Genomic DNA, 25,425 nt, shown 5'->3' with positions numbered 1-25,425 from the left:
TAACCAGTGGCTAATGTTTTTGTTTCCACATATCCCTTTTGTCGTTCTGATAAACAAGCAATCGATCACTTACTTTCCAATGGCCATCATGTGGTGATCAATCCCTTAGAAAGAAAAATGAAACCTAGTGAGGTTTTAGAAAATGCTGAAAATTTTGATGCACTGATTGCTGGAACAGAAGACCTAACACCTCTCGTCGAAAAAACTTCCCAATTGAAATTGATTTCTCGTGTTGGTGTTGGGCTTGATAGCGTTCCCTTAGACCTATGCGCAAAAAAATCTATATCAGTTGCATACACTCCCGATGCAGTATCACCTGCTGTTTCCGAATTGGCTATTGGTCTGATGGTGGATTTAATGAGGCAAGTTTCCTTTGCTGATCGTGAAATTCGAAAAGGATTGTGGACAAGACCATATGGTAATCGTATTGGCGGTTCTAGTATTGGGATCTTGGGGTTTGGTCGAATAGGGAAACGTGTTGCCTCCCATTTGATTGGATTTCTTCCTAAGGAAATCCTAATCTGCGATTTAGTTGATAAAAGCAAAGATATTGAAGAATTACAAAGATTGGCTGATGGAATGTATTCAATGAATTCCAGACTTGGTAAAAACTGGGGTAAAGTAAAGATCAGACAAGTAGAATTGGTCGATCTAGTTCAAAACTCAGATATTCTTACAATACATGTCCCTCTTTCGGAAAGTACAATGAATATGTTTCATCTGGGACTTCTAAATCAAATGAAATCTTCTGCCTTTTTGATCAATACGGCTAGGGGAGGGATCGTCAACGAAAGCGATTTATACCAAGTTCTAAAATCAAAGGGATTAGCTGGAGCAGCTTTAGATGTATTTGATGAAGAGCCCTATTTTGGTGCTTTGAAAGAGTTTGAAAATGTTATTTTAACACAACATATGGGTTCATGTTCTAATGATTGTAGAGCAGACATGGAGAGAGAGGCTGCAGAAGAGGTGGTTCGTTTTTTTAATGGGGAGCCTTTGGTTTCAAAGGTGATATAAAGTAATTGATGAAAGAAATAGAAATAACAAACGAATCAAAGTGGTACAAAATCGATATAGTAGGTATATATGAATACCGAGATCTTTTATGGCTCTTAGTGAAAAGAGATTTCGTTGCTTTCTATAAGCAGACAGTTCTTGGTCCACTCTGGTATATTATCCAACCTATTTTTACTTCATTAACAATGACGATTATTTTTAGTAATATTGCCAATATTTCTACAGATGGGATTCATCCATTTTTATTTTATTTATCTGCTTCTACTTTATGGAGTTTTTTTTCAGAAGCGTTGACTAAAACATCGAATACTTTTTTAAATAATTCTGGATTATTTGGGAAGGTTTTTTTCCCAAGAATGATTGTTCCAATATCAACGGTATTGATTACATACTTAAAACTTTTCTTACAGGTGGCTCTGCTCGGTGTTTTTTATTTCGCATTGGGTGGGTCTTCTTATCTGAACTGGAATTCTTTTTTTAATTTTTTTGTTCTGATTCCTCTTGTTTTTTTACAAGTTGGTTTGTTTGCACTTGGGTTTGGAATTTTTTTGTCCTCCTATACAACTAAGTATCGAGATTTAGTTTTTGCATTGAGTTTTGGAATTTCGCTTATGATGTATGCGTCTCCAGTAATCTATCCTGTGTCTATGGTTCCTGTAAAATATCTGGATTTATATATGTTGAATCCAATTAGCTCTAATATTGAAGTGTTTCGATATTCTTTATTCGGTGTTTTATCCATCCAGTGGTATCACTGGGGGGCAGGTTGGTTGGTAACATTCCTGTTTTTACTCTTAGGGATGATCACTTTTAATAAAGTTGAAAAGAATTTTATGGATACTATATGAACCAGTATGCTATTTCTGTAGAGGGACTAAGCAAAACGTATCAACTAGGTTCCATAAATCACGGTACTCTTTTTCAAGATTTACAATCAGCTTGGGCAAGATGGAGAGGGTTAGATGATCCCAATGCAAAGATTGGCCAAAAAAACGATCGTTTGGTTGGAAATAACTTTCAAGCTCTTTCAGATATCAATCTTGAATTTCAAAAGGGAGAACGGGTCGGAATCATTGGGCGTAATGGTGCTGGTAAATCAACATTATTAAAAATATTATCTAGGATTACAACTCCAAGTGAAGGACGAATCCGGATCAATGGTCGAATGGCTAGTTTGCTTGAAGTTGGTACGGGTTTCCATCCTGAATTGACAGGTAGAGAGAATGTATTTCTAAACGGCGCTATACTTGGAATGCGAAAGGACGAAATTTTACGAAAATTTGATGAAATTGTCGATTTCGCCGGCGTTGAAGATTTCATTGATACACCAGTGAAACGGTATTCTAGTGGAATGTATGTTCGTTTAGCTTTTGCTGTCGCAGCACATTTAGAACCGGATATCATGGTCGTTGATGAAGTTCTCGCTGTAGGAGATGCTGTCTTCCAAAAAAAATGTTTGGGTAAGATGGATAGTGTCAGTAAAGACCAAGGTCGGCTTGTTATATTTGTAAGTCATAGTATGGATGCAATTAGTACACTTTGTAATCGTTCTATTCTCTTAGATGGTGGTAGGGTGAAATTTGATGGTGATACTTCATCGGCCATTTCCTTGTATCTAGAGGATTTAAAATCAGAAATGATGCAAAATGCTACTAGAGAGCCAAACATCACTTTCCCAATTGAAAAAGATATCAACCATCAGATTTTATCTTTTGGAATTGTTACCTTAGATAAAGAGAATCTCCAACCTTTTGATAAACCTTTTCAGTTTAATTTAACCTACAAGGTAACTGGAAGGATTTCCAATTTAGTTGTAGATTTAAGGATTTTAAAGGACGGGGAGACCGTTTTGTTTAGCTGTATTGGCGATCGAAATGAAGAGGTTCGAGACCAACATGAGCCAGGTGTGTATTCCGCAAGTATAACAATTCCTGGAATCTTTTTGCCTGTAGGAAATTATGTTGCCCAGGTTACAATGCATGTTCCTCAGATGCATCCACATGGTATTTATAATCCAGGAAAAGGAATTCATTTTCAAATTCACCAAGAAGGAATGACTCTTGTGAGTTCTTCCTATATTCCCGGATGGTCAGGAAGAATATTATTATCAGAACCTTGGAAAGTAAATAGGATCAATTCATGAAAAAAATTCTTATCACTGGAGCTGATGGTTTCATTGGTTCACATTTGACCGAAGCGCTTGTACGTGCCGGTTATGAAACAAAAGCTTTTGTATTGTACAATTCTTTTAATTCATGGGGTTGGTTGGATTCATGTGCCAGCGATGTAAAAGGAAAATTTGAAGTTTTTTCTGGAGACGTTCGTGATCCAAATGGAGTGAGAACCGCCATGAAAGACTGCGATGCTGTTTTGCATTTGGCAGCCCTCATTGCAATTCCATACTCATATCATTCCCCAGATACTTATGTAGACACAAATATCAAGGGTACTTTGAATATTGTACAGGGAGCGAAAGATTTAGGAATTAAGAAAGTAATCCATACTTCCACTTCGGAAGTTTACGGAACTGCACGTTTTGTTCCCATTACGGAAGACCATCCATTACAAGGTCAGTCTCCTTACTCAGCAAGTAAAATTGGAGCAGATCAAATTGCCATGTCATTTTATAATTCATTTGATACACCTGTTTCCATCATTCGTCCATTTAATACTTATGGACCTAGGCAATCGGCACGTGCAGTGATTCCTACAATTATAACACAAATCGCAAAAGGAAATCGTAAAATCAAATTAGGAGCAGTTCATCCTACTCGTGATTTTAATTTTGTAAAGGATACTGTCGCTGGATTTTTAGCTGCACTGAAATCTGATAAAGGTATTGGGCAGGTGATTAATTTGGGTAGTAATTACGAAATCTCCGTTGGTGATACAGTAAAATCAATTGCTGAATTAATGAAGGCAGAAGTTGAAATTGAATCAGAGGACCAACGCCTTAGACCAGAGAAAAGTGAAGTGGAAAGGTTGTGGGCATCGAACGAAAAAGCAAAAGAACTACTTAATTGGAAACCGGAATATGCGGGAATTGATGGTTTGAAAAAAGGTTTGTTAGAAACAATTCATTGGTTTTTGGAAGAGAAAAATTTAAACTCCTACAAAGCTGGAATATATAACATATAGCTTATGTTAAGTGATGTTGAAATAGCTAATTCTGTTTCAGATGCAATCAAAACTGTTACCGGAGATTCTCCTGTAATTTTGCATGAACCGAAGTTTTCGGGAAATGAGTGGAATTACCTGAAGGAATGTTTGGACACAGGTTTTGTGTCTTCTGTAGGAAAGTTTGTTGATCGTTTTGAGTCTGAATTGGCAGCTTATACAGATTCAAAATATGCAGTTGCTGTAGTTAACGGAACAGCTGCACTTCACATTGCCTTAAAACTTTCTGGCGTACAACCTGGGGATGAAGTTTTAATCCCAACCTTGTCATTTGTTGCCACGGCAAATGCAGTAACTTATTGCGGGGCTATACCACATTTTGTAGAAAGTGAGCCAAGCCATCTGGGTATTGATCCGCTAGCGATTCGTGAATATTTAAAAATAATTTCAGAAAAGCGAAATGGTCAATTGGTTAATCGTTCTACGGGAAGGGTGATTCGAGCCATTGTCCCAATGCATACATTTGGTCATCCTGTTTTACTTGATGAACTTTTAAAATTAGCCAAAGATTACCGGTTGGCGTTAGTGGAAGATGCTGCAGAATCTTTGGGTAGTTATTATTTCGGAAAACACACCGGAACTTTCGGACAGTTTGGTGTTCTTAGTTTTAACGGTAATAAAACCATTACCACTGGTGGTGGCGGGGCAATTTTAACTCAGGATGAAACACTAGCAAAACACGCTAAACATATTACTACTACTGCAAAATTACCGCACCGATGGGAATACATTCATAATGAGATTGGTTTTAATTATAGGATGCCAAATGTCAATGCAGCTTTAGGTTGTGCACAGTTGGAACAATTACCCAAATTTTTGGATTCAAAAAGAACTTTGTTTTTGAGTTATAAAGATTCACTGAAATTAGTGCCTCAGGTTTCGCTTATTGAAGAGCCAGAACATTGTAAAAGTAATTATTGGCTACAAACATTGTGTTTGTTAGATGAATATAAATTTGCTAGAGATTCTATCTTACAAGTTACAAATGATAACGGCATTATGACCAGGCCTTGTTGGCGTTTGTTACATACATTGGCTCCTTTTGCAGATTCACCAAAGATGGAAATGCCAGTTGCTACGTCGTTAGAACAAAGATTGATTAATATACCTAGCAGTCCTTCTCTAATCGGTAATTCAGTTTGAGTCAAGAGCCATTATTGTTAATTGGTGCAGGCGGTCATACAAAGTCTTGTATCGAAGTCATTGAGGCTGAAAATCGTTATAAAATTGTAGGATTGATCGGTTCCGATTCCGAAAAGGGTAAAGACATCCTCGGATATAAAGTCATTGGTTCTGATAATGATCTGAATGAACTCAGAACAATCACAAAAAATATATTAATTACAATTGGACAGATTAAAACTTTCGAACCTAGGAAACGTATATTCCTTTCAATGAAGGAACTTGGGTTTCATTTGGTTTCTGTTGTTTCCCCATTTGCCCGGGTGGCAAGAACTGTAGAGATCGGAGCGGGAACTGTTGTTTTTCATAATGTTGTATTGAATAGCGATGTTAAAATTGGAGAGAATTGTATTATCAATACCGGTGCAATTTTGGAACATGATGTTACAATAGGGAACCATTCACATGTCTCAACTGGTTGCCTTTTAAACGGCGGAGTGAGTGTTGGCGATTGCAGTTTTATTGGTAGCGGAACAGTTGTTAAAGAGAATCTTACTATTGGATCTCAGGTGATTGTGGGGATGTCCTCAAAAGTTTTAAAAAACATTTCTGATGCAGTTGTATTTGTATGAATGAAAAATCCAGAAATAAAACTTTAATTATTGCTGAGGCAGGTGTAAACCATAACGGTGATTTAAAACTTGCGCACGAACTGATTGATATCGCCTCTGATTCTGGAGTAGATGTAGTTAAATTTCAAACATTTACAGCAGAGTCTCTTGTTACTGAATCTGCCCAAAAAGCTGAATATCAGTCTGCTTCCACCGATCCAAACGAATCGCAATATTCGATGCTAAAAAAACTTGAAATTCCTTCTTCGGCACATTGGGAATTAATGGATCATTGCCGTCTAAAGGGCATTGAATTTTTATCAACTGCCTTTGATTTGGAAAGTTTAGATTTTTTAACTAAGTTGAATTTTAATCGTTATAAAATTCCTTCAGGGGAAATTACAAATTTACCTTATTTAGAGGCGATTGGAAGGTTAGGAAAACCAGTCATTCTTTCGACTGGAATGGCAACGTTAGGTGAAATTGAGGAAGCCATTCAAACTCTGGAGCGAAGCGGTTTAGATAGAGATTTTTTGACTGTCCTACATTGTAACACTGAATACCCAACTCCTGTTTCAGATGTGAATTTATTGGCAATGCTTTCATTAAAAACTGCTTTCGGAGTTTCTGTTGGTTATTCCGATCATACATCCAGTATCGATATCTCCTTGGCAGCTGTTGCATTGGGTGCAGTTGTGATTGAAAAACATTTTACAATCGATAAAAATCTTCCAGGACCAGACCATAAGGCAAGCCTTGATCCAATAGAGTTGAAAGCTATGGTGAAGGGAATTCGGAATGTTGAGCAGGCGTTAGGAGATGGAATTAAACGACCTACTAAAAGTGAAGTAAAAAATATTCCTATCGCTAGGAAATCAATCGTAGCTAAGTCTTCTATCAAACGTGGGGAAGTTTTTTCCGAGCTCAATCTAACAACCAAAAGACCAGGAAATGGAATTTCTCCTATGCGTTTGGAAGAGGTGATTGGCAGAAAAGCAAAGCGTGACTTTCAAAAAGACGATTTAATTGAGTTATGAAAAAGAAAATCTGTGTTGTCACTGGAACCCGTGCTGAATACGGACTTTTATCTCACTTAATGAAGGAGATAAAAGCGAGACCAGAGTTTCTTTTACAAGTTGTTGTAACTGGGATGCACTTATCCCCAGAGTTTGGATTAACCTTTAAAGAAATTTTAAAAGATGGATTTGAAATAGATCAAAAACTGGAAATTTTAATAAGTGCCGATACTGCCTCCTCAGTTACTAAATCTATTGGACTTGGATTTCTTGGATTTGCAGATGCTTTCGAAAAACTAAAGCCTGATCTTTTAATTGTGCTTGGTGATCGCTATGAAATTCTTGCCGCTGCCTCTAGTGCGCTAATTTTTAATATTCCTATATGCCATATTCATGGTGGTGAACTTACTTATGGTGCCTACGATGATGCTATACGACACTCCATAACTAAAATGGCTAAAATTCATTTTACTGCAGCCAAAGAATATCGGAATCGAGTGATTCAGATGGGTGAGGATCCTAATTTTGTTTTTAACGTAGGAGGACTGGGTGTAGATTCAATTTTAAGATTACCTGTGATTCCTAAAGAAAAACTAGAGGAAGAGTTAAAGTTTTCGTTTGGTAAAAAAAATCTACTAGTGACTTTTCATCCAGAAACTCTTTCAGCAGAAACACCAGCCAATCAATTTAACGAATTGCTTGCTGCATTGGATCAGCTAGAGGATACTAGTTTGATTTTTACACATCCAAATTCTGATAATGGCGGAAGAGAAATTATTTTGTTGATTGAATCATTTGTTAAAAATCACAAAAACGCAAAATCCTACTCTTCTTTGGGGCAGGTGCGATACTTTTCGTGTATAAGGTATGTTGATGGTGTGATCGGAAATTCTTCCAGTGGATTACTTGAAGTTCCTACTTTTAAAAAAGGAACTATCAATATTGGTAATAGACAAAGTGGGCGACTAAAGGCGGAAAGTATCATAGATGTTTCAACTTCCAGAAATTCGATATTAGATGGAATTCGGGAGTTATATTCGAATGATTTTCAAAATAGGTTACAATCCGTTGTAAGTCCTTACGGAGATGGCCAATCTACAGAAAAAATGATCAAGATACTTGAAGAAATAAAATTCGATTCATTGTTAGAAAAAAAATTCTTTGACCTTCCTTTAATAGAAACCATATGACAAATCACTGGCAAACTACGATTCTATCTTTAAATTCTACAGTTCAAGATGTGATTAAAAACTTGGATGATAGTGGGTTGCAAATAGCACTCATTGTTTCTTCTGATGGAACGTTTTTGGGAACCATAACTGATGGAGATATTCGAAGAGGTCTTTTGCGTGGTTTGAATTTAACTAGTTCTGTTGATTCCATTATTTTTCGCAATTCGCTTGTTGTTACTCCGCAAATGAGCAGAGATATGGTTTTACAACTTATGCAAACCAATCGTATCCATCAATTACCAATAGTGGATGAGAAAAGAGAAGTTGTCGGTCTTTACTTATTAGATGAAATTTTAGCCCCTTCATTAAGAGATAATATTTTCCTCATTATGGCTGGTGGTAGGGGAAAACGACTCATGCCTCATACAGAAAATTGCCCGAAACCGCTTTTGAATGTAGCGGGCAAACCAATGTTAGAGCATATCATCGAGCGAGCAAAAGCAGAAGGTTTCCATCGATTTTTAATCGCCGTTCATTATCTTGGTTATATGATTGAAGATTATTTTGGCGATGGGACTAAGTTGGGTGTTAAAATTGAATACATTCGTGAGGAAGAAGCACTTGGCACTGCTGGGGCTCTGAGTCTAATTCAAGAGGTTCCAACCAGTCCTTTTATCGTAACGAATGGTGATGTTTTGACTGATATTCGCTATGGGGAATTTTTAGATTTTCATGTAAGACATGGTGCCACTGCAACGATGGCAGTTCGTTTGCATGAGTGGCAACATCCCTTTGGAGTCGTTAGAACCAAGGGAGTCGAAATTATAGGTTTTGAAGAAAAACCAATTTATAGAAGTCATGTTAATGCAGGCATATACACATTGAATCCAGAAGTTTTAAGTTATTTAAAACCGAAGACTCAGTGCGATATGCCGACTTTATTTTCAAGAGTATCTGAAGATGATTTAAAAACAATTGTTTATCCAATGCATGAGCCATGGATTGATGTTGGTCGGCCGGATGACTTACAAAGAGTGAATTTACAAGAGGGGAATATTTAGAATCAATATGGAAAAAAGAGATTTAATTAAATTATACAATCTTCCTGCAGAGGTTAAGTTTTGTAAGAAATGTACTGTATCGAATCAAAGACCACGAATCACTTTTGATGAACATGGTGTTTGTTCTGCATGTAACTTTGCAGAATATAAAAGAACACAAATCGATTGGAAACAAAGAGAACAAGAGTTGGTTGAACTTTGCAATCGGTTTCGAAAAAACAATGGTGAATATGATGTGATCGTTCCATGTAGTGGTGGGAAGGACGGTGGTTTCGTTGCTCATCAGTTAAAATACAAATATGGGATGAATCCTCTCACTGTCACTTGGGCACCTTTGAAAGCTACGGAAATTGGAAGGAAAAATTTAGATGCATTCATTGCATCAGGATTTGATAATATTTTAGGCACACCAAACGGTAAAGTTACGCGACAACTAACACACCTTTCCTTTAAATTTTTGGGTGATCCATTCCAACCTTTTATTTACGGACAAACTAATTTTCCGATGCATATGGCGATTAAATACAATGTTTCGTTAATTATGTATGGAGAAAATGGTGAAGTTGAATATGGCGGCGATATGAAGAATGCTTTTCGACCCAATCGAGACATTCAAGATCACGATAAACATTATTTCTCTGGATTACCACCTGAATTTTGGACAGAGCACGGAGTCAGTGCAAATGATTTGAAACCGTTTATGGCTCCTAAGTATGAGGATATTCTAAAAAATAAAACAGAAATTCATTTCCTAGGTTATTATAAATTTTGGGATCCACAGGAAAATTTTTACTACTGTCAGGAAAACACTGGTTTTACACCTAACTCGGAACGTTCGGAAGGAACTTATTCTAAATATGCGAGTTTAGACGATCGAATCGATGGGTATCATTATTATTTAGCCTATATTAAATTTGGAATAGGGCGAACAACATCTGATTCAGCACATGAAATTCGAGACCATAAAATAACTAGAGAAGAAGGTGCTGCTTTAGTTAAACGTTATGATGGTGAATTCCCAAGAAAACATTACCAAGAATTTTTAGAATATTGTTCTATTACTGATGAAGAATTTACGGCTGTTATTGATAGCTGGCGTTCTGACCATTTGTGGCAAAAAAAAGGTGATGAGTGGGAATTGAAATATAAGGTCTGGGAATCTTAAAATTTAAGTTTTATGAGAAAAATTCGCCTTATTGCAAGGTTAGATATCAAAGGCACAAACTTGATTAAAGGTGTGCATTTGGAAGGGTTAAGAGTCATCGGGTCACCTGCGGAGTATGCACATAAATACTATCATCAAGGGGCCGATGAATTAATTTATATTGATTGCGTCGCAAGTTTATATGGGCGCAATAATTTGAGCGAAATTGTCGAAGACTCGGCCAAAGATATTTTTGTACCTCTAACTGTTGGAGGTGGAATTCGATCAGTTGAAGATGCGACGCGTTTACTTCGAAGTGGTGCGGATAAGGTGGCAATTAATACTGCAGCTGTAGCGAATCCTAACTTGATCTCTGATATTTCTAGAAAATTTGGAAGTCAATGTATGGTTCTATCTGTCCAAGCAAAACAAATCGATGTTAATAAATGGGAAGTTTTTACTGATAACGGAAGAGAGAAAACAGGATTGGATGTTGTCGACTGGGTAAAAAAGGCAGTCGATCTTGGTGCTGGAGAAATTCTTTTAACTTCGATTGATAGGGAAGGAACAAGAAAGGGATATGACATTGCTTTGGTTAAGGCAGTTACAAAACAAGTATCCGTTCCCGTGATTGCGAGTGGTGGAATGGGAGTCCCAGAGCATCTTGTTGATGTGATTCGAGATGGAGAAGCAGATGCCGTGGCAATGGCTGATATTTTACATTATGGCCGCTCATCAATCGGCGAGTTGAGAGAGACTGCAGTTAAAGCTGGAATTGAGGTAAGAAAATTTGTCGCAGTCTGATGTTTTGATTATTGATTACGGTGTAGGAAATTTACTCAGTGTTCAAAGAGGTTTTGAATATTGTGGAGCAAAAGTAGAAATATCAGCAGATCCAAATCAAATTTTAAAAGCTTCACACGTTATTTTACCAGGTGTTGGTGCTTTTGCCAATGCAATGGATGCCCTCAACCAAAGAAATTTGGTGGAAGTGATTCATGAAGTAGTTAAAAAAGGAAATCCTTTATTAGCAATCTGTTTGGGAATGCAGATGTTATTAGATGAAAGTGAAGAGTTTGGAATTACTAAGGGGTTGGGATTAATCCCTGGCCGAGTGGTTCCTATCCCTTCATCTACGATTCAAGGTCAGGCACAAAAAATTCCACATATTGGTTGGAGTGAATTACATCCATCTAATGCGACTAATGAATGGAAAGTACCCATTTTAGATAAACTAAACGATGGAGATTCTGTATATTTTGTTCATTCGTTTATGGCTTTACCGGACAACGATGAGGATCGACTTGCAGATACTTTTTATGGTGGGAATCGGATATCAGCTGTTATAGGTAGAGGAAATGTTTTTGGATGCCAATTTCATCCAGAAAAAAGTGGTTCCGTTGGACTAAGTATACTCAGCCAGTTTATAAAGTTATGAGAATTCTAAGTCTTATTCCTGCGAGAGGAGGTTCCAAAAGATTACCAGGGAAAAATATAAAACTTCTTGGTGGGAAACCTTTGATCGCCTGGAGTATTGATGTTGCAAAAGAAATTCCTGAGATTTGTGATATACTCGTTTCCACTGACTCTCAGGAAATAGCAGAATCTGCAAAGAATTACGGAGGATATGTTCCTTGGTTGCGACCAGAGAATTTATCAACTGATACTTCTTCCTCTGCAGATATGGCAATTCATGCATTGCAATGGTATGAAGATACCCATGGAAAAGTAGATGGGCTGTTATTGTTGCAACCTACCTCTCCTTTCCGCAAAATAAATACGATTCAGTTTGGCATTGATTTATTCAAAAAAACAAAAAATGCCGTTGTAGGTGTGTCCAAAACGCATACTCATCCAAGTTGGTCTTTTAAAATTGAAAATGATATTTTAGTTCCTTTTTTAGATGGGAGTGGAACCAGAAAAAGATCTCAAGATTTGGAAGATGCTTATAATGTTAATGGATCCTTTTATTTAACATCACCTTCAAATTTAATTTCTTCATTATCATTCTTTGAACCTAAAGTTACTCCGCTAGTTATCGATAACGAGTTTGAATCTGTTGATATAGACACGTTGTTGGATTTTCAATTTGCAGAGTTTTTACTTTCAAAAAATATGATTCACTAAATATGAAAGTTTCGATTCAGAACCAACCCGTTACCATTTATTTAATTGTAGATAGACCTCTTGATAATAGGTTTTGGACCTATTGGATTTTCGATCTTTTAAACGAAATTCAGGTAAAGTTTGAGGTATTGCAGTTAACTTATGTTCATGATTTTTTAAAAGAAAATGCAGAGGATTTATCTTCTATTGATACTCGTATCCAAGTAACAAAATTTTTAAACGAAGGTTCCTTGTTGACTTTTCTTGAAAATGATGCGGATAAACGATCGTTAGTATTTTTTTACACTTGGGTCTCTCCCAATGCATATATGAATATCATATCCATTGTGGATATGATATTCAAAAATTATTATTATTTAATGCACGGGTTAGGGGATAATTCTTGCGACTCACCCTTAAATTTAAGTATTTGGGAAACCCTTCGTAATTTTTATAAAAAGATTAGATTTACTATTGGGATGATGCGGAGATTTAAAGGTCCAAAGTATTGGCTTGATTCTACTCGAATGCGCATTAAAGCACAGTATCCTTATTTTGGACCGCTTGGATATCGAACTAAGTTTGTCATTACAGGAAATCATTTTCAAGAAAGGTATCTTCAGGCAAAAGAATATAAAGATAAAGACCTGCTTCCGAAAAATAGAAAATCGGCTTTGTGGTTGGATCAAAATTTGCCCAATATACTCCAATTTGGGTATAAAATTGAAGTTGATTCAGAAAAGTATTACACGGGTCTAAGTAGATTTTTTAAATATTTGAATGATAAAGGTTATGATGTTTATCTAACTTTGCATCCTGATACGAAAGAAAAAGATAAGACAATTTTAAAGGATCGATATTTGAAGAACACTGCTAAAATTTTGGATCTTCCTTCTGAAGTAGCTTCTATCAATGTAGATTTGATTTTGACTCACGATAGCACCGCTTCTTATTTTGGAATTTTAGCGGGTAAACCCATTGTCAATTTAATGTACCGACATCTTGAAGATGAACTTATGATTAATTCGATAAAGGGTTTAAGTCAATTACTGAATACACCCCTTATCAATTTTGATGAAAATGAGTTTGATTCTATTGATTTTGACCGAGTTCAGGTTGATCAGAAAAGTTACCATTTGTTTACGAGAAACTTCATTTCTGGAGATCAGGCTGGTTCCCCTCACAATTTTATGAAATCATTAATCAAAAAAGAAATTGAGACTATACAGTAAAATTATCTTGGTTCGTTAACATAAAAAAATTCATACATAAATGTTAGCAAAAAAAAAAGCATTATTTTTGGATCGAGACGGTGTAATTAACGAAGATTTTGATTATGTTTATCGAACTCAGGATTTTCAATTCAAACCTGAAATTTTTGAACTTTGTCGGCTTGCAAATGCAAATCACTATTTAGTTTTTATTATTACCAATCAGGCTGGCATTGCTCGGAATTATTATTCAGAAAGAGATTTTTTGAAATTAACGAAATGGATGTTAAACGAATTCAAAAATCAAAATTGTAGTATTTCGAGAGTTTATTATTGTCCTTATCACCCTGAATTTGGAAACGAGAGATATAAACGCGTTTCAGACTTTAGGAAGCCGAATCCAGGGATGATCTTAAAGGCTGCAAAACGGTTTCCGATCGATTTAGAAAATTCAATTTTGGTGGGCGATCAGATTACTGATGTAGAAGCAGGTTTTAAGGCAGGTATTCAAAAAAATTTCCTATTATTAAATCCTAATAAAAAAAAGCAAACTCCTCATCCGCAAACGACAGTTATCAAAAATCTGAAAGAGTTAATTCCCTTTTTAGTATGATTCAATTTTAATAAAGAGTAGGGTTTGATGGAGATACCAATTTTTATTTTAGCGGGTGGACGTGGAACTAGGTTAGCCTCTGTTGTAAATGATGTGCCGAAGCCGTTGGCACCAGTCAATGGAAAACCTTTTCTTCTGTATCTATTGGAAAATTATCTAAACCAAGGATTTAAAAAATTTTACTTTTTGTTACACCATAAAGCTTCGCAAATCATTGATTGTATAGAAACGTTACGGAAAACAGCTTTGAGCGATTGCGAAATTTATTATTCAGTGGAGCCTTCCTTGTTAGGCACGGGTGGTTCTGTAGCGTATACCATACAATCTCTTAACTTTCATGGAGAGTTTTTGATTGTTAATGCAGATACCTGGGTTGATGCAGAGTCAATGAATTTGCTTGCAGGATCGGTTTCTCCGGCTATTGGAGTTATCCGAATTTCTGATGTTTCTCGATATGGCAAAGTTTCTATCGAAGGTGAAATCATTCAGAAATTTGAGGAGAAAATGGAAAATGCTGGTGAAGGTTGGATTAATGCTGGTCTTTACAAATTGCATTCGGATCATTTTAAAGGAAGAGAAGGCGAATTTTCTATGGAAAAAGATGTATTCCCTGATTTAGTTCTGCAAAAGAAATTACGAGCAGTATCATTGAAAACTGAATTTATAGACATAGGGATACCAGATGATTATGAACGATTCCAAAATTGGATTGTATCTGGCAGGGAGCATAAACTTTGAATTTTGATGTCTTTTTAGTCACAATCAATAGTTCGATTGAACAAACATTAGCAAAGATTGAGACGAATCACCTTGGTTTTGCGTTAGTAAAAAATGAAAGGAACCAAGTAGTCGGTCTTGTTACTGATGGTGATATTCGAAGAAATTTGTTAGATGGGAAAAATCTAAATTCACCTATCTCGGAAAGTATGAATCTAGAATTTACCTGGGCTTCGAGTCAGTCTCCTCGTGAGCAACTTTTGAAGATGTTGGATTCACGAATTCGTTTCATTCCAATTTTAGACGATAATAAGAGTTTGGTGGGGATTGTTACCAAAGATGAATTACCACATTTGGAAGAACGAAAAATTTACGCAAGGGCTAGATCGCCCGTTCGTATCAGCTTTGGAGGCGGTGGTTCAGACCTTACACATTTTTTTACGAATGAGAAAGGCGCCGTAATTAATTCAACAGTTTCCTTATACACTCATGCAACCTTAAGAATCAGAGAGGATTATCGAATTTCACTCCATTCTAGAGATTTGAAAACTTCGATAGAATTTTCAGATTATGATGAATTAACAAAAAAGGAAACCAGTTTCAAATTATTCCAATCAATTATCAAGGTAGCAAGACCCAATTTTGGATTCGATTTATTTGTCCATTCAGATTATCCGATGAACTCAGGCCTTGGTGGATCAGCAGTGGTAGCTTCTGCAATTCTTGGCTGTTTTAATCAATTCAGAAAAGACAAATGGGATAATCATGAAATCGCAGAGTTAGCCTTTCAAGCGGAACGTCTTGACCTAGGAATTGCCGGTGGATGGCAAGACCAGTATGCCACTGTATTCGGTGGTTTTAATTTTATGGAATTCGCGATGGATCAAAATATTGTACATCCATTACGTCTTTCGAAAGATACCTTAATCGAGTTAGAACAAAGTTTGGTTCTTTGTGATACTGCGACCACTCATGATTCTGGTAATATTCATGATGATCAGCGTGAGTCTATGAAACAATCTGATGTGAATCAAAAAGTTCAATCAAACGTGGAACTAACGTATGAAATGAGAAACCATTTGCTTAGAGGTAGGTTAACTCAGTTTGGATTGTGTTTGCATAAAGCTTGGGAAATCAAACGTGGTTTAAGTTCTAAAATTTCAAATCAATTTCTTGATACAATTTATGAAGGTGCAATGGCACATGGTGCGATTGGAGGAAAATTGCTGGGAGCAGGCGGTGGTGGGTTCTTTTTGTTTTATGTGCCACCGTTTGTTAAACATGAACTATTAAATTGGATGGAATCAGTCGGTTTAAACTATCGACCATTTCGTTTCGATTCAGAGGGGTTACAAGCCTGGACTGTTCGAGAAGAACTACATAAAGAGGATATTACTGTATTATGATAAAGATTGGGAATTTTGAAATTGGAACAGGCCGAACTTTCATTATCGCTGAAATAGGCAATAATCACAACGGCGATTTAAATAAAGCATTTGAACTAGTGGATCTGGCTGTTTCGGTTGGTGCTGACTGTGCGAAATTCCAAATGCGCCATTTGGAAGAAGTTTACCGAAGTAAAAGTTTGAATAAATCTGGAGAGGATCTGGGAACGGAGTATATCTTAGATCTTCTTGAAAGATTTGAATTAGGCAAAGAGTTTCATCGCAAACTCAATGAATATTGCAAAGAGAAAGGGATTTTATACTTATGCACTCCTTGGGATAACAAGAGTGTTGATATCCTTGAGTCTTTCCCCGTACCGGCTTATAAAGTTGCTTCCGCCGATTTAACAAATCTTACACTTTTAGATAGATTGATAGAAACAAAAAAGCCCTTAATTCTTTCAACGGGAATGAGTAAAACTGAAGAAATTCTTTTTACACGGGATTATTTGAATAAAGCAAAGGTTGATTTTGTATTTTTACATTGTAATAGCACATATCCCGCTCCTCTTCATGATATCAATCTAAAGTGGATGACTCAATTAAAAGAATTCCATACTTACACTGGTTATTCAGGACACGAAAGGGGAATTAATGTAACCTTAGCTTCTGTGGCACTTGGGGCAATGGTCGTTGAGCGCCATTTAACACTTGATAGAAATATGGAAGGACCTGACCACGCAGCAAGTTTGGAAGCTAACGAATTCAGTAAATTAGTCCTGGGAATTCGAGAAATTGAGCAAGCAATTGGCTCAAGTCAATATGAACGCAAACTAAGCCAAGGTGAGATGATCAATCGGGAAAATCTTTCTAAGAGCTGTGTAGCTGCACAACCAATTTCTAAAGGAACTGTCATCACACGAGAAATGATAAAGATTCTAAGTCCGGGACAAGGTCTTTCTCCTCAAAAAATGAATGACTTAATAGGCAAAAAAATTCAGCGAGATCTACAACAAGAAGACTATTTTTTTCCTTCAGATTTAACTGAAAAGAGAGTTGAGCCTAAAAGCTATAAATTTACTCATCCTTGGGGTGTTCCGGTTCGTTACCATGATTTTCAGGAATATTATCATCGTGTAAAACCTGATCTATTCGAATTTCACTTATCTTATTCCGATATGGAATTGGATCCTAGTAAATTTCTTACTGGTACTTATGATTGTGATTTTGTTGTTCATGCGCCAGAATTGTTTGAAGGAAGTCATTTGATGGACTTAGCCACTCCAGATGATGAGTATCGCAAAATCTCCTTAAAGGAAACTCAAAGGGTCATAGATATCACTCGCTCATTAAAGAAGTTTTTCCCAAAAACAAAACGACCATTCATTGTTGCGAACATTGGTGGAATTTCCATGGATGGAAATCTTCCAAAAGAAGTATTGCCCTCGTATTACAAACGTTTTGGCGAGAGTCTTCAATTGTTAAATATGGAAGGGGTTGAATTGATACCACAAACAATGGCACCTTTCCCTTGGCATTTTGGCGGTCAAAGATACCAAAACATTTTTGTAAATATCTCTGAAATTGAAGAATGGTGTAAAAAGTTAAATTTGCGTATGTGTTACGATGTTTCTCATACAATGCTCACCTGTAATCATTTCGGTTACGATTTTTATGATTTTTCTGCAAGAATTGCTCCGTTTACTGCTCATATCCATATGGGCGATGCGAAAGGTCTCAATGGGGAAGGTTTGCAAGTTGGTGAGGGAGATATTGATTTTAAAAGATTGGGAAAAATTTTCTCCGATTTAGCACCGAATGCTTGGTTTATTCCTGAAATTTGGCAAGGCCATAAAAATGGCGGTGAGGGTTTTTGGATCGCCCTTGAAAAATTGGAAGGAATTCTTTAATGTCACTTGAAAAAATTCAAGCTGTGATTCAATCCTCGATTGATGTTAAAAAACAAATCTATCAATCGGAATCTATCTTAAAACAAATCGATTCTTTAGCGACCTTGTGTTTACAATCATTGAAATCGGATGGGAAAGTCATTTTTGCAGGGAATGGGGGAAGTTTTGCTGACTCCCAACATTTGGCTGCAGAGTTTATCTCAAGATTGCAGTTTGATCGGGCTCCTCTTGCCTCCATTGCTCTTGCTACTAATAGTTCTTCAACTACGGCAATTGGGAACGACTATGGTTATGACCAAATCTTTGTTAGAGAATTAAAGGCCATTGCTCGTTCGGGAGATGTTTTTATTCCAATTACAACAAGTGGAAATAGCCGAAATATCATAGCAACCATTGAAACTGCAAAGTCATTAAAACTTCATGTTGTTGGTTTAACCGGTGAATCCGGTGGCAAGTTAAAAGATTTAGTTGAATGTATTTGTGTCCCTTCTAGTCGGACAGAGCGAATTCAGGAATCTCATATAATGATTGGACACATTATTTGTGGCCTCGTTGAGGATAATTATTTCTTAAAATGAAAATTATGAACTGTTACCTATGCAATGCAAATACCTTACTTGATCGTCCAGGTAAAGTAAGAGATAATTTAAGTCTTCAAATCAAGGAATGTCAATCTTGTGGTTTGGTTTTTTTATCTTCCTTTGATCACATTCATGAAGAACATTATCAAGAATCAGGAATGCATGGTGGATCGTTACCTGAAATATCAGAATGGCTAAATGAAACTGAAAAAGATGATGATAGGCGATTTCAGTTTTTGAAAGAAAAAATGTCAAATCGCAGCGTTTTGGATTTTGGATGTGGTGTTGGTGGTTTTTTAATTAAAGCAAAGCAAGTTGCGAAAGTTGCAGAAGGAATTGAATTAGAAACTCGATTGCAAGGTCATTTTAACCAAAATGGGATCACTGTTTTTAGCAGTTTAGATGAAATTGCTAAGAGTGGAAAAAAGTACGATTTAATTACTGCTTTTCATGTGGTAGAACATCTCTCTGATCCAATTTCTATTATCAATGAACTTTCGAAGTTTTTATCTAAAACGGGTGAGTTAATCATTGAGGTTCCAAGTGCTAATGATGCACTATTGACTCTCTATGAGAATAAGGCTTTCTCTGAATTCACTTATTGGAGCCAACATTTGTTTTTGTTTAATGCTGAGACCTTTGGTTCTCTCATTAAAAAAACTAACTTACAGCTGAATTGGATCAAACATATTCAGCGGTATCCGCTGTCTAATCATCTTTATTGGTTGGCTAAGGGGAAACCTGGTGGTCATAAATTTTGGAACCATCTAAATTCTGATATTTTAGATCAAACTTACGAATCAGTTTTAGCGGCAAGTGGACTGACGGATACAATCATTGCTTCTGTCTCGCTAAAGAAGGATATATAATTATGAAAAATTTATTAGGTGTAATGCAGGGTAGGTTACTTCCTAAATTTAAGGGACGATACCAAGCTCATCCTGTTGGTTATTGGCAAGACGAATTTCCAATAGCAAAATCTTTTGGATTGGATTGTATAGAGTTCATACTTGATTATAATGATTATGAAATAAATCCTTTGTTAACTGATTCTGGGGTAAGTGAAATTCTTAATATCATTCGTGAAACTGGGGTGAAGGTAGTTTCAGTTTGTGCTGATTACTTTATGGAGGCTCCGTTCCATTCTGAAGATCGCAAGATTGTTGAAACAAGTCAAAATGTTCTTTCATTACTTTTGAAGAATGGGAAGAAACTCGGAGTAAAAGATATTGTAATACCTTGTGTTGATCAGTCTTCCTTAAGATCCGAGGCTGATAAAGAGGTCTTCCGCGAAAATTTATCTCCGCTCGTAAAGGAAGCAGAGGAATTGGGAATCAATCTATCTTTAGAAACTGATTTAGATCCGAAAGGTTTTTTACAGGTAATTAAGATGTTTGATTCGGATGCTGTAACTGTAAATTATGATATTGGTAATAGTGCCTCTCTTGGTTTTGATCCCGATACTGAATTTGATGATTATGGTGTTCACATAACAGATATTCATATTAAAGATAGAAAATTGAATTCAGGTTCAGTTGAGTTAGGTACTGGCGATGCTCAATTTGAAAAAGTTCTAAAAAAGATAAAAACATTGAATTACTCCGGGCCATTGATTATGCAAGCTTATCGTGATGATGAAGGTCTTGAAATATTTAAACGCCAATTAGATTGGGTTCGTAGGAATTTTTTAATAGAATAAAAATATGAATAAAACAATTGCAATTATCCCTGCTCGAAGCGGGTCAAAAAGTATAAAAGATAAAAATCTCGCGATGTTGAGTGGGCACCCATTAATTGCTTATAGCATTGCTGCTGGTGTAATGTCAAAAACTGTTACTCGTACGATCGTATCAACCGACTCTGAAGAGTATGCATCAATAGCTCGAAAATACGGTGCCGAAGTTCCCTTTCTTAGGCCTTCTGAATTTTCTACAGATACATCCACTGATAGGGATTTTATGTTACATGCAATGCAATGGGTGAAAGATCATGAACAGAGTGTTCCTGAATTTTGGGTTCACTTGCGGCCAACGACTCCATTAAGAGATCCTAAACATATTGATGAAGCGGTTAACATATTAGAATTGGATAAAGATGCAACAGCTTTACGATCCGCCCATCTTTGTTCTGAGTCTCCATTCAAATGGTTTCGAAAAAACAGCCAAGGTTATTTGGCTGCATTAACCTCTGAGGAAACGTCTTTGGATCGTTTTAATTTACCTAGACAATCTTATCCCGATGTTTATATTCCTGATGGTTATGTCGATGTCGTAAAAAGTTCTTTTATATTAAATACTGAGTTGTTTCACGGGAATAAAGTTATTGGTTACGTCTCCCCGGTATGTACAGAGGTAGACTCTCCCGAAGAATTGGATATACTTGAGTTCCAAATAAGAAAGTATGGTTCCCCTTTATTAGAATATTTGAATCAAATGGAGAAAAAATAATGGCAGGTCACGGATTTAGTCATGTCCCACAAAACGTTGAAAAGATAAATTCAAAATATAGAGTCATTCAAACACAGATTCCTGTCCCGGACAGTGTTTCTCTTTTGGAGCGAATGTATGAAGCTGAATCACGTTCCATGCATGGCCAAATGCCTATTATTTGGGATAGGGCAGAGGGATTTCAAGTTTCAGATAAATGGGGAAATACTTGGATTGATTTTAGTAGCACAATTTTTGTTACAAATGCAGGGCATGGAAATAAACGTATTGTTGAGGCATTAAAAAAAGTTCTCAATAAACCGTTGTTACACACTTATACCTACGGAAATTTGGAGAGAATTGAATATTTAGAATATCTAATTGCAAATACTCCAAAACAATTTGAAAAAGCATTTTTATTATCAGCTGGTACTGAAGCAACTGAGTGTGCATTAAAACTCATGAGGCTTCATGGTCAAAAGAAGGGAAAAAGAAAAGGTGGGATCATTTGTTTTGAAGGAAATTGGCATGGGAGAACACTGGGTGCCCAAATGATGGGTTGGAACCCTGCCCAAAAGGAATGGATTGGATATTTAGATCCAAATATTTTTCATCTACCTTTTCCTTATCCTTGGAGAGAAGAAGCCGTAAAAGATCCCGCATTGTTTTTTACAAAAACACTAGAAACACTTTGTAAAGAAAAAAACATAGATCCGAAGACTGATATCTCTGGTTTTATGTTGGAAACCTTTCAAGGTTGGGGTGCTGTTTTTTACCCCAAAGAATTTGTACAGGCTTTGGTTGAATTTGCTCATAAAAATGACATTCTTGTTTCTTTTGATGAAATGCAGGCGGGATTTGGAAGAACAGGAAAGTTATTTGGTTATATGCACTATGGTGTAGAGCCGGATATATTATGTTGTGGAAAGGGGGCTGCTTCTAGTTTACCCTTGTCATTAGTTCTTGGTTCTGCTGAAGTAATGGACCTTCCAGATATCGGATCAATGAGTTCAACACACTCTGCAAGTCCGATGATTTGTGCAGCAGGTAAAGCAAACTTGGAATCACTCATAGAAGATGGGTTTATTAAGAACTCCGAGGAGCTTGGTAAAAAGTTTCATACTGAATTGCAGAAAATCAAATCAAAATACGCAGACCACATAAGTTCCATCCAAGGTGTTGGCTTACTGGCTGCAGTGATATTTAATGATAAGGATGGTAAACCTTTAGCATCACTCTGCGATTTGATTTCGGAATATTGTTTGCAACGAGGACTTATTGTCGTCCATACAGGGCGTGAGTCAATTAAACTCGCTCCACCTCTTTGTATCAACGAAGAGGCAATGTTGGAAGGATTAAATGTGTTTTCTGGGGCAATTGAAGACGCAATTAAGAAATTAGTATGATTAAAAAAATAAGGCATACTGGATTAGTCGTACGTAATTTGTCTAAAGCATTGGCCTTTTACGAGGCTTTGGGTTTTGTGCTATGGAAACGAGAAATGGAAGAGGGCAATTTTATCGATACAGTGGTGGGTATTGAATCGGTTAAATTGGAGACTGCAAAGATGCATGCAACGGACGGTGCAATGATTGAACTTCTTGAATATCATTCTCATCCATTCAAAAAGGATAAGGTAAACTCTCCGTCCAATACACTCGGGTGTTCCCACATTGCTTTTACTGTTGGTGATATAGAAGAAACTTGTAAATTGATATTACAATTAGGAGGTAATGTTGTAAATCAACCTGCAATAGCTCCGTCCGGAAAAGTAAAAGTTGCCTATTGTCACGATGTTGACGGGATATTGCTTGAATTGGTTGAGGAGATTGTATGACAGATTATTTAAAGGTTGTTTACGATGAGGGTTCTCATCCATATACAGACTATCCGAGCAAATTAGTATCTTACCTTTACCAGTTGTTTGCTCTAAAACCTGGAATGAAGATTCTTGAACCAGGATGTGGACGCGGTGAGTTTTTGTTGAACTTCAAAAAATTGGGTTTAGATTGTACTGGAGTTGATCTTTCCAAAGAAGCAAAAAATTATTTGGCAACACAGCAGATTCCTGTTCACATATGTAATGCCGATCAAGATAAATTGCCATTCAAAGACAATACTTTTGATGTAATTTATAACAAGAGTTTTTTGGAACACCTTCGTAATCCTGACTTCTTTCTGAAGGAAGCAAGAAGGGTATTAAAACCTGGCGGAATCATTATCTGTCTAGTCCCTGATTGGGAATCAAACTATAAAATATATTTTGACGATTTTACACATCGAACACCATTCACAAAAATTTCTTTATTAGATATATTTAAAATTTGTGATTTTTCAAAAATCAATGTCTATATTTTTCGACAACTTCCTATTGTTTGGAAGTATCCAATTTTAAATTATTTTTGTGCTTTGATTAGTCCTTTTATTCCGGTTAGAACTCAAAATAAATTTCTCCGCTGGTCTAGAGAGTTAATGTTAGTTGGGTCTGCTTATAAAGAATCGAAATAGAATGGCATTCCGTTGAACTTAAATCTTAAAGGTAAGCGCGTTTTTGTTTCTGGTGGGACTAGAGGAATCGGTCTTGCTATTGTTAAAGGGTTTTTGTCAGAGGGAGCCCATGTAGCATTTAGTTCTAGAAATGAGGAATCAATAAAACAAATTACCAAAGACCTAAAAAAGGAATTTTCTGATTCTGTTTTGTTATACTTTGTCTCAGATGCGACAGACCCCGAAAAAACAAAAGATGTTTTTGAGTCCATTATATCAGAATGGAATGGATTGGATATAGTTGTTTCCAATGTAGGTGATGGAAGGAGTACGCAAGAACCACTTCAATCTTCTGAACAATTTGAGAGTACGATGCGTACCAATTTAAAATCAGCTGAGATTATTGCCAGGGAATTTCTAAATGGTAATAAGACAGGTAAAGGATCGTTACTATTTATTTCCTCGATCACTGGCTTGGAAGCATTTGGTGCCCCGACCGATTATTCAGTGGCAAAAGCTGCCATTATTGCCCTTTCTAAAAATTTAGCTCGAAAGTTAGCTCCTGATATTCGCGTAAATTGTATTTCTCCCGGTAATGTTTATTCACCAGGAGGAAGTTGGGATGAAAAAATACAAAAGGATCCGGAACGGATCAAAAAAATCATAGATTCAACTGTACCGATGAAGCGGTTTGGAACACCTGAAGAGATTGCTGATTTAGTTTTATTTTTATCTTCGGAAAGAGCATCATTTATCACTGGTTCTTGTGTTGTGATTGATGGTGGGCAAACAGTTGGATTTCATTAGGACATGTCTATGTTAGATTTATTTTCTTTAAAAGGTAAAGTTGTTATTATTACTGGTGCTACGGGTCTGCTAGGGAGTCAACACGCGGAAGTTGTCGCAGAGGCGGGTGGAATTCCTATTCTATTAGATTTAGATCAAGAAAGATGTAATCAATTGGCTAAGAATCTAAAAGAAAAATATTCAGTTGATGCTATTGGTTATAAAGTCGATATTACAAACGAAAACGAAATAATCGATAATCTCTCGGAGATAAAAAATAAATTTAAATCTGTTCATGCATTAATCAATAATGCTGCAAATAATCCCAAGGTGGAAGATTCTTCGGAGAAGGCATTCTCTCGATTAGAGAACTTTCCTGTATCCGTTTGGAACTCTGATTTGGCTGTCGGTCTTACAGGATCTTTTCTTTGTGCAAAACATTATGGTTTTCTTATTTCGCAAAATATCTCTGGTGGTACAATCTTAAATATATCTTCCGATTTAGGACTCATCGCACCAGATCAACGATTATACAGAAAAACAGGACTATCAGATGAATTACAGCCAGTAAAACCTGTTACTTATTCTGTAGTAAAAGCAGGTTTGATTGGCCTTACTCGGTATCTTGCCACTTATTGGGCTGATAAAAATGTTCGCTGTAATGCAATCTGTCCTGGCGGGGTGGAGAACAACCAAAATGCCGACTTCCTAAAAGAAGTTACTTCGAGAATTCCATTAGGTCGTATGGCAAAAAAAGATGAATATAAAGGACTTGTATTGTTTTTATTAAGTGATAGTGCAAGCTACCTAAACGGTTCGATCGTTTCTGCTGACGGTGGACGGAGCGTTTGGTAATTTTTCTATTTTTTGTTTTATAATTCAT

General features: G+C 36.4%; 27 protein-coding genes. All 27 read left to right on the top strand.

The window, feature by feature from the left end; all coding sequences use genetic code 11:
- Window positions 1-6: 6 nt before the first annotated feature.
- The 27 genes from EHR01_RS05820 to EHR01_RS05690 are packed head-to-tail and all read left to right on the top strand — an operon-like array spanning window position 7 to window position 25,397.
- Window positions 7-1,017: a phosphoglycerate dehydrogenase gene (locus EHR01_RS05820; protein ID WP_135693722.1), complete on the top strand. Its 1,011-nt coding sequence runs from the start codon at window positions 7-9 to the stop codon at window positions 1,015-1,017.
- A gap of 8 nt (window positions 1,018-1,025) precedes the next feature.
- Window positions 1,026-1,865: an ABC transporter permease gene (locus EHR01_RS05815; protein ID WP_135693721.1), complete on the top strand. Its 840-nt coding sequence runs from the start codon at window positions 1,026-1,028 to the stop codon at window positions 1,863-1,865.
- Complete coding sequence (locus EHR01_RS05810; RefSeq protein WP_135693720.1) at window positions 1,862-3,160, top strand: ABC transporter ATP-binding protein; 1,299 nt, start codon at window positions 1,862-1,864, stop codon at window positions 3,158-3,160. Before EHR01_RS05815 ends, EHR01_RS05810 begins: the two co-directional genes overlap by 4 nt.
- The gene (locus EHR01_RS05805) at window positions 3,157-4,155 is read left to right on the top strand and encodes an NAD-dependent 4,6-dehydratase LegB (RefSeq protein WP_135693719.1); all 999 of its coding nucleotides are present in this window, start codon (window positions 3,157-3,159) and stop codon (window positions 4,153-4,155) included. The genes EHR01_RS05810 and EHR01_RS05805 overlap by 4 nt, the downstream gene beginning before the upstream one ends.
- A 3-nt stretch (window positions 4,156-4,158) precedes the next feature.
- Entirely contained in the window at window positions 4,159-5,337 is a 1,179-nt protein-coding gene (locus EHR01_RS05800; protein ID WP_135693718.1) for a LegC family aminotransferase, read from the top strand.
- Entirely contained in the window at window positions 5,334-5,948 is a 615-nt protein-coding gene (locus EHR01_RS05795) for an acetyltransferase (protein WP_135693717.1), read from the top strand. The genes EHR01_RS05800 and EHR01_RS05795 overlap by 4 nt, the downstream gene beginning before the upstream one ends.
- Window positions 5,945-6,964 carry an N-acetylneuraminate synthase gene (gene neuB, locus EHR01_RS05790; protein WP_135693716.1) on the top strand — a complete coding sequence of 340 codons (1,020 nt, stop codon included), beginning with the start codon at window positions 5,945-5,947 and terminating at the stop codon, window positions 6,962-6,964. The genes EHR01_RS05795 and neuB overlap by 4 nt, the downstream gene beginning before the upstream one ends.
- Window positions 6,961-8,133 carry a UDP-N-acetylglucosamine 2-epimerase gene (gene neuC, locus EHR01_RS05785; RefSeq protein ID WP_135693715.1) on the top strand — a complete coding sequence of 391 codons (1,173 nt, stop codon included), beginning with the start codon at window positions 6,961-6,963 and terminating at the stop codon, window positions 8,131-8,133. Before neuB ends, neuC begins: the two co-directional genes overlap by 4 nt.
- Window positions 8,130-9,176, top strand: coding sequence for a nucleotidyltransferase family protein (locus EHR01_RS05780; protein WP_135693714.1), 1,047 nt, complete (start codon window positions 8,130-8,132; stop codon window positions 9,174-9,176). Before neuC ends, EHR01_RS05780 begins: the two co-directional genes overlap by 4 nt.
- A gap of 7 nt (window positions 9,177-9,183) precedes the next feature.
- On the top strand, window positions 9,184-10,341 hold the full coding sequence (locus EHR01_RS05775) for an N-acetyl sugar amidotransferase (RefSeq protein WP_135693713.1): 1,158 nt from the start codon (window positions 9,184-9,186) through the stop codon (window positions 10,339-10,341).
- Between the two features lie 12 nt (window positions 10,342-10,353).
- Entirely contained in the window at window positions 10,354-11,124 is a 771-nt protein-coding gene (gene hisF, locus EHR01_RS05770) for an imidazole glycerol phosphate synthase subunit HisF (RefSeq protein WP_135693712.1), read from the top strand.
- Entirely contained in the window at window positions 11,111-11,758 is a 648-nt protein-coding gene (gene hisH / locus EHR01_RS05765) for an imidazole glycerol phosphate synthase subunit HisH (protein ID WP_135693711.1), read from the top strand. Before hisF ends, hisH begins: the two co-directional genes overlap by 14 nt.
- The gene (locus EHR01_RS05760; protein WP_135693710.1) at window positions 11,755-12,447 is read left to right on the top strand and encodes an acylneuraminate cytidylyltransferase family protein; all 693 of its coding nucleotides are present in this window, start codon (window positions 11,755-11,757) and stop codon (window positions 12,445-12,447) included. Before hisH ends, EHR01_RS05760 begins: the two co-directional genes overlap by 4 nt.
- Window positions 12,448-12,449: 2 nt before the next feature.
- Window positions 12,450-13,658, top strand: a complete 1,209-nt coding sequence (locus EHR01_RS05755; RefSeq protein WP_135693709.1) for a hypothetical protein — start codon at window positions 12,450-12,452, stop codon at window positions 13,656-13,658.
- A gap of 40 nt (window positions 13,659-13,698) precedes the next feature.
- Window positions 13,699-14,250: a D-glycero-alpha-D-manno-heptose-1,7-bisphosphate 7-phosphatase gene (locus EHR01_RS05750; RefSeq protein WP_135693708.1), complete on the top strand. Its 552-nt coding sequence runs from the start codon at window positions 13,699-13,701 to the stop codon at window positions 14,248-14,250.
- Between the two features lie 27 nt (window positions 14,251-14,277).
- A complete protein-coding gene (locus EHR01_RS05745; RefSeq protein ID WP_135693707.1) occupies window positions 14,278-14,988 on the top strand; it encodes a sugar phosphate nucleotidyltransferase in 711 nt (236 codons plus the stop codon).
- On the top strand, window positions 14,985-16,373 hold the full coding sequence (locus tag EHR01_RS05740) for a GHMP family kinase ATP-binding protein (RefSeq protein ID WP_135693706.1): 1,389 nt from the start codon (window positions 14,985-14,987) through the stop codon (window positions 16,371-16,373). Before EHR01_RS05745 ends, EHR01_RS05740 begins: the two co-directional genes overlap by 4 nt.
- Window positions 16,370-18,262 (top strand): N-acetylneuraminate synthase family protein, encoded by a 1,893-nt coding sequence (locus tag EHR01_RS05735; protein ID WP_167482925.1) that lies wholly within the window; start codon window positions 16,370-16,372, stop codon window positions 18,260-18,262. The genes EHR01_RS05740 and EHR01_RS05735 overlap by 4 nt, the downstream gene beginning before the upstream one ends.
- Complete coding sequence (locus EHR01_RS05730; RefSeq protein ID WP_135693705.1) at window positions 18,262-18,840, top strand: D-sedoheptulose-7-phosphate isomerase; 579 nt, start codon at window positions 18,262-18,264, stop codon at window positions 18,838-18,840. The genes EHR01_RS05735 and EHR01_RS05730 overlap by 1 nt, the downstream gene beginning before the upstream one ends.
- Before the next feature lie 5 nt (window positions 18,841-18,845).
- Window positions 18,846-19,712 (top strand): class I SAM-dependent methyltransferase, encoded by an 867-nt coding sequence (locus EHR01_RS05725; protein WP_135693704.1) that lies wholly within the window; start codon window positions 18,846-18,848, stop codon window positions 19,710-19,712.
- A gap of 2 nt (window positions 19,713-19,714) precedes the next feature.
- Window positions 19,715-20,542 carry a sugar phosphate isomerase/epimerase family protein gene (locus tag EHR01_RS05720; RefSeq protein ID WP_135693703.1) on the top strand — a complete coding sequence of 276 codons (828 nt, stop codon included), beginning with the start codon at window positions 19,715-19,717 and terminating at the stop codon, window positions 20,540-20,542.
- Window positions 20,543-20,546: 4 nt separating this feature from the next.
- Window positions 20,547-21,290, top strand: a complete 744-nt coding sequence (locus EHR01_RS05715) for an acylneuraminate cytidylyltransferase family protein (RefSeq protein WP_135693702.1) — start codon at window positions 20,547-20,549, stop codon at window positions 21,288-21,290.
- A complete protein-coding gene (locus EHR01_RS05710; RefSeq protein WP_135693701.1) occupies window positions 21,290-22,675 on the top strand; it encodes an aspartate aminotransferase family protein in 1,386 nt (461 codons plus the stop codon). The genes EHR01_RS05715 and EHR01_RS05710 overlap by 1 nt, the downstream gene beginning before the upstream one ends.
- On the top strand, window positions 22,672-23,106 hold the full coding sequence (locus EHR01_RS05705; RefSeq protein WP_135693700.1) for a VOC family protein: 435 nt from the start codon (window positions 22,672-22,674) through the stop codon (window positions 23,104-23,106). Before EHR01_RS05710 ends, EHR01_RS05705 begins: the two co-directional genes overlap by 4 nt.
- Window positions 23,103-23,777, top strand: a complete 675-nt coding sequence (locus tag EHR01_RS05700) for a class I SAM-dependent methyltransferase (RefSeq protein WP_135693699.1) — start codon at window positions 23,103-23,105, stop codon at window positions 23,775-23,777. Before EHR01_RS05705 ends, EHR01_RS05700 begins: the two co-directional genes overlap by 4 nt.
- Before the next feature lie 12 nt (window positions 23,778-23,789).
- On the top strand, window positions 23,790-24,563 hold the full coding sequence (locus EHR01_RS05695) for an SDR family NAD(P)-dependent oxidoreductase (RefSeq protein WP_135693698.1): 774 nt from the start codon (window positions 23,790-23,792) through the stop codon (window positions 24,561-24,563).
- A gap of 9 nt (window positions 24,564-24,572) precedes the next feature.
- Window positions 24,573-25,397 (top strand): SDR family oxidoreductase, encoded by an 825-nt coding sequence (locus EHR01_RS05690; RefSeq protein ID WP_135693697.1) that lies wholly within the window; start codon window positions 24,573-24,575, stop codon window positions 25,395-25,397.
- The last annotated feature ends 28 nt before the right edge of the window (window positions 25,398-25,425 follow it).

The sequence above is a fragment of the Leptospira mtsangambouensis genome, from assembly GCF_004770475.1.
Classification (GTDB): domain Bacteria; phylum Spirochaetota; class Leptospiria; order Leptospirales; family Leptospiraceae; genus Leptospira_A; species Leptospira_A mtsangambouensis.
Note: the sequence above shows the minus strand (reverse complement) of the source record. Positions and strands in the feature narration are given on the sequence as shown.

Excerpts from the sequence above, each read along its gene's own strand:
- EHR01_RS05815 (WP_135693721.1), top strand. The coding sequence starts at position 1,026 with ATGAAAGAAATAGAAATAACAAACGAATCAAAGTGGTACAAAATCGAT.
- EHR01_RS05810 (WP_135693720.1), top strand. The coding sequence starts at position 1,862 with ATGAACCAGTATGCTATTTCTGTAGAGGGACTAAGCAAAACGTATCAA.
- EHR01_RS05805 (WP_135693719.1), top strand. The coding sequence starts at position 3,157 with ATGAAAAAAATTCTTATCACTGGAGCTGATGGTTTCATTGGTTCACAT.
- EHR01_RS05800 (WP_135693718.1), top strand. The coding sequence starts at position 4,159 with ATGTTAAGTGATGTTGAAATAGCTAATTCTGTTTCAGATGCAATCAAA.
- neuB (WP_135693716.1), top strand. The coding sequence starts at position 5,945 with ATGAATGAAAAATCCAGAAATAAAACTTTAATTATTGCTGAGGCAGGT.
- neuC (WP_135693715.1), top strand. The coding sequence starts at position 6,961 with ATGAAAAAGAAAATCTGTGTTGTCACTGGAACCCGTGCTGAATACGGA.
- EHR01_RS05780 (WP_135693714.1), top strand. The coding sequence starts at position 8,130 with ATGACAAATCACTGGCAAACTACGATTCTATCTTTAAATTCTACAGTT.
- EHR01_RS05775 (WP_135693713.1), top strand. The coding sequence starts at position 9,184 with ATGGAAAAAAGAGATTTAATTAAATTATACAATCTTCCTGCAGAGGTT.
- hisF (WP_135693712.1), top strand. The coding sequence starts at position 10,354 with ATGAGAAAAATTCGCCTTATTGCAAGGTTAGATATCAAAGGCACAAAC.
- EHR01_RS05760 (WP_135693710.1), top strand. The coding sequence starts at position 11,755 with ATGAGAATTCTAAGTCTTATTCCTGCGAGAGGAGGTTCCAAAAGATTA.
- EHR01_RS05755 (WP_135693709.1), top strand. The coding sequence starts at position 12,450 with ATGAAAGTTTCGATTCAGAACCAACCCGTTACCATTTATTTAATTGTA.
- EHR01_RS05750 (WP_135693708.1), top strand. The coding sequence starts at position 13,699 with ATGTTAGCAAAAAAAAAAGCATTATTTTTGGATCGAGACGGTGTAATT.
- EHR01_RS05745 (WP_135693707.1), top strand. The coding sequence starts at position 14,278 with ATGGAGATACCAATTTTTATTTTAGCGGGTGGACGTGGAACTAGGTTA.
- EHR01_RS05735 (WP_167482925.1), top strand. The coding sequence starts at position 16,370 with ATGATAAAGATTGGGAATTTTGAAATTGGAACAGGCCGAACTTTCATT.
- EHR01_RS05730 (WP_135693705.1), top strand. The coding sequence starts at position 18,262 with ATGTCACTTGAAAAAATTCAAGCTGTGATTCAATCCTCGATTGATGTT.
- EHR01_RS05725 (WP_135693704.1), top strand. The coding sequence starts at position 18,846 with ATGAACTGTTACCTATGCAATGCAAATACCTTACTTGATCGTCCAGGT.
- EHR01_RS05720 (WP_135693703.1), top strand. The coding sequence starts at position 19,715 with ATGAAAAATTTATTAGGTGTAATGCAGGGTAGGTTACTTCCTAAATTT.
- EHR01_RS05715 (WP_135693702.1), top strand. The coding sequence starts at position 20,547 with ATGAATAAAACAATTGCAATTATCCCTGCTCGAAGCGGGTCAAAAAGT.
- EHR01_RS05710 (WP_135693701.1), top strand. The coding sequence starts at position 21,290 with ATGGCAGGTCACGGATTTAGTCATGTCCCACAAAACGTTGAAAAGATA.
- EHR01_RS05705 (WP_135693700.1), top strand. The coding sequence starts at position 22,672 with ATGATTAAAAAAATAAGGCATACTGGATTAGTCGTACGTAATTTGTCT.
- EHR01_RS05700 (WP_135693699.1), top strand. The coding sequence starts at position 23,103 with ATGACAGATTATTTAAAGGTTGTTTACGATGAGGGTTCTCATCCATAT.
- EHR01_RS05690 (WP_135693697.1), top strand. The coding sequence starts at position 24,573 with ATGTTAGATTTATTTTCTTTAAAAGGTAAAGTTGTTATTATTACTGGT.